This window comes from Blautia luti (assembly GCF_013304735.1).
In the GTDB taxonomy this organism is placed as follows: Bacteria; Bacillota; Clostridia; order Lachnospirales; family Lachnospiraceae; genus Blautia_A.
In genome coordinates, this window is the sequence record NZ_JAAITI010000072.1 from 1 (window position 1) to 3,274 (window position 3,274).

A 3,274-nucleotide genomic window follows, 5' to 3' on the forward strand; every position below is an offset into this window, starting at 1 on the left:
CACTTCCTGCTTTCTTGACAACAGAAGTTTTTTCTGTTTTCACAGATTCCCCTTCACCAAACTTCAAACGGGATTTTTTCTTTCCAGGAGTTTCTCCTTCATTTGCCTGATAGACCTGTGCTTTCTTGGAATGCTGCTTTGCTTCCTTTTTCTTTCTTGCTTCTTCATAAGAAAACTTTTTGGCTTTTTCTTTCTGTTTCTGATGGCGGAAATTGACTCCATCCGTATCCATCTGGTTCAATTTCTCCATATCTTTGTCATTTTTCACAGAAGCACCAGTTTCCTCATAAGCAAACTTCAAACGTTGTTTTTGTTTTGGCTTTTTGCTGCCACCTGTCTGATTTCTCCGGCTGTCTCCTCTGTTTTCTGATAGATCAGCACGTTTTTCTTTCAGTCTCCCTGACTGTCCGGCTTCGGATTCTTCTGCAAGTCTGGATTCTTTTCCGACTTCAGCACGGATTCTTTTTCTATTTTGCTGTTTACTACTCTGTCCAAAATCCTCACTTTGCTTCTCTGTCCGTATCAGTTCCGGTGCATCTCTGGATTTTTGCACAGAGGGTCGAATATTTTTCCCACTCCGTTCAGACTGGCGGGGAGACTTATCCACAAGGTTTTCTTCTTTTTCCCCCTGTTTTCTTCCCATCTGCACATCACCGACACGGTTACTGACACGAACAGAAGATTTATCTGTCAGGTTTTCTTCCACCAGACCATCCTTGGTCATCTTCTGGACTTTCTTGTCCCTGACTTTCATTCTCTGTTCTGCCACTGATTACTCCTCCTTCTTCGGATACCCTTTCCCTGCCTGTAATAAACAGAGAAAAGCGATGCCAAAAACAGCACCGCCACTAAAAGTTAATACATATGAAATTGCTCGTAACATTGTTTTCTCCTTTGTTTTAACCTGCTTCAGAAGTCTCCTCCAAGCGGGTTGTCATGATTTTATAGAGGGAATTCTTCGGGAATCTGTCTACAAATGGGATAATGACATTTCCATAAAACAGAAGTCCTTCACCCTCATTACTGTTGGTTACATAGGACAGCTGGGTTGGTGAGATATTCAGCTGTTTTGCCAGAATCTGCCTGTCTCCGGAAGCCTGGTTCAGCATATAAATAAAATCTGAATTTTCAAATATATTCTCGATTTCCCTGGAAGACAGCAAATCCTTAATATTCTGAGTGATGCCAGTTGGAATACCACCCCATTTACGGAATCGCTTCCAGATCTCCACACTATAAGCTGCAGTCTGTTCCTCTTTTAAGAGAAGATGGAACTCATCCACATAGTATCTGGTGGACTTATGGGCAGAACGGTTCATCGTTACCCTGTTCCAGACCTGATCCTGGATTACAAGCATCCCGATCTTTTTCAACTGCTTACCAAGCTCCTTGATATCAAAACAGACAATGCGGTTATTGATATCCACGTTTGTCTGATGATTAAATACATTCAGAGAACCTGTAACATAGATTTCCAACGAAGTGGCCAGTCGCTGTGCTTCCGGCTCTTCCTGTTTTCTCAGAAGGTTATATAAATCCTCCAGGATTGGCATCTTCTCCGGCACTGGATCGGCAAGATATTCCTGATATACTAACCGTACACAGCGGTCAATGATGGTCTTTTCTACCGGCTCCAGTCCATTCTTTCCTCCAACAATCAGCTCACACAAAGACAGAATAAAATCTGCTTTCAGTGACAGTGGATTATCTTCCTCGGAATAGTTCAGGTTCAGATCCATTGGATTGATATACTGGTCAGATACTGGCGAAACCCGAACTACCTGCCCATGCAGTGCCTGCACAAGTGCCGAATATTCGGCTTCTGGATCACAGACAATGATATCGTCTTCCGTAATCAGGAAGCAGTTTGTAATTTCCCTCTTTGCTGAGAAGGACTTACCGGAACCAGGTGTACCAAGAATCAGTCCATTCGGGTTCTTCAGACGTTTCCGATCAACCATGATCATGTTGTTGGATAATGCATTTAATCCATAATAAAGAGCTTCCCCTTCCTGAAACAGTTCCTGTGTCGTAAATGGCACGAAGATCGCTGTTGAAGATGTGGTAAGCCCTCTCTGAATTTCAATTCGATTGACTCCCAGTGGAATACAGGACATGAGTGCTGCTTCCTGCTGATAATCCAGTTGTTTTAAAGAACAGTTATATTTCTGTGCAATTCCCTGCACCTGGAAAATATTATTATCCAGCTTCTGACGCTTCTTTGCGGTATTCATTACCAGAAATGTCACAAGGAACATTCTCTCATTTCTGGACTGCAGATCTTCCAACAGGTTCTTCGCCTCTTCTCCATAGGTTACAAGGTCTGATGGAAGCACGTCCATATCATAACCGGAACGTACCGCCCGTTTCTGCTCTTCAATCTTCATCTTATCCAGATCTGAAATCTTGCTCTTGATCATTTTGATTGCTGAACTCTGATCAATGGACTGGATATGAATGTTGACATTGATGCTGTCATCCACATCCAGGAAGTCTGCAAGCATCCGGTCTGTCAGCTCCGGTGCAAGAATCTGCAGGTAACTCACACTCCCCATCGTTCTTCCCATCATAAATGTCTGATTCTTGGAAAAGTTAAAGGAAGTCGGTGCAATAAAATCTTTGGTCTTTAATCCGGTTTCCGGCAGCATCTTATACTGGAACTTAAATGGTTCAATCCGATCCTGGTTGAACACATGATATAGAATCTCCAGCCTTTCCAGACCATTTAGTGAATGTGCCTGTGCTCCCAGGACCTTAAAGTTGTTTAAGATATCTGTTTCGATTCTTTCAAGCCTTGGTCTTGCCACCTTCAGGCTTTCTGCTTCGATTCCAAAAGTGATATACTTTGTCTTCACCAGACCATTATTTCCTTTTGAAAGCTGATTTTTCAACATAGTACGGTACTCATCACGAATGGCATTGAAGTCATCGTTCTGATCAGGAATGTCAATGCTTTTCTCAAATTCTGCCACATCCACCTGCTGATTGATAAAGGACAGCTGCACACTGATGGAAGAATCAAAGTAATTTAAGAAATCACAGTAATTCTCAAATATCGTGGTCTTATCCTCATTTAAAGCAAGCTGATAGTTGATGTCATAAAACTGAATCGTCTTGGAGAAAAAGTTCTTTGTCACCTGGCAAATACCATCCTGCAGCATCCGAATATACGGAATACTCTGCTGCGCAGTTGTAGGAATATTTTTCTGTTTCCTGCGGTCCCGTTCCTGCTTCTTCCTACGCTTTTCCTGTTCTCTTTCTTTTCTGCTTTTTT

Annotated in this window: 2 protein-coding genes and 1 pseudogene; all 3 read right to left on the minus strand. The window is 42.4% G+C overall.

The genetic code is table 11. The features are described from left to right. Positions 1 to 769, minus strand: a pseudogene (locus tag G5B06_RS18360) (peptidase M23); the annotation flags it as partial. A gap of 3 nt (positions 770 to 772) precedes the next feature. Next, positions 773 to 883: a hypothetical protein gene (locus tag G5B06_RS18365; protein WP_008688066.1), complete on the minus strand. Its 111-nt coding sequence runs from the start codon at positions 881 to 883 to the stop codon at positions 773 to 775. A 16-nt stretch (positions 884 to 899) separates the two neighbouring features. Then, positions 900 to 3,274, minus strand: a 2,375-nt coding sequence (locus G5B06_RS18370) for a VirB4-like conjugal transfer ATPase, CD1110 family (RefSeq protein WP_202030872.1), incomplete at its 5' end; no start/stop codon positions are given.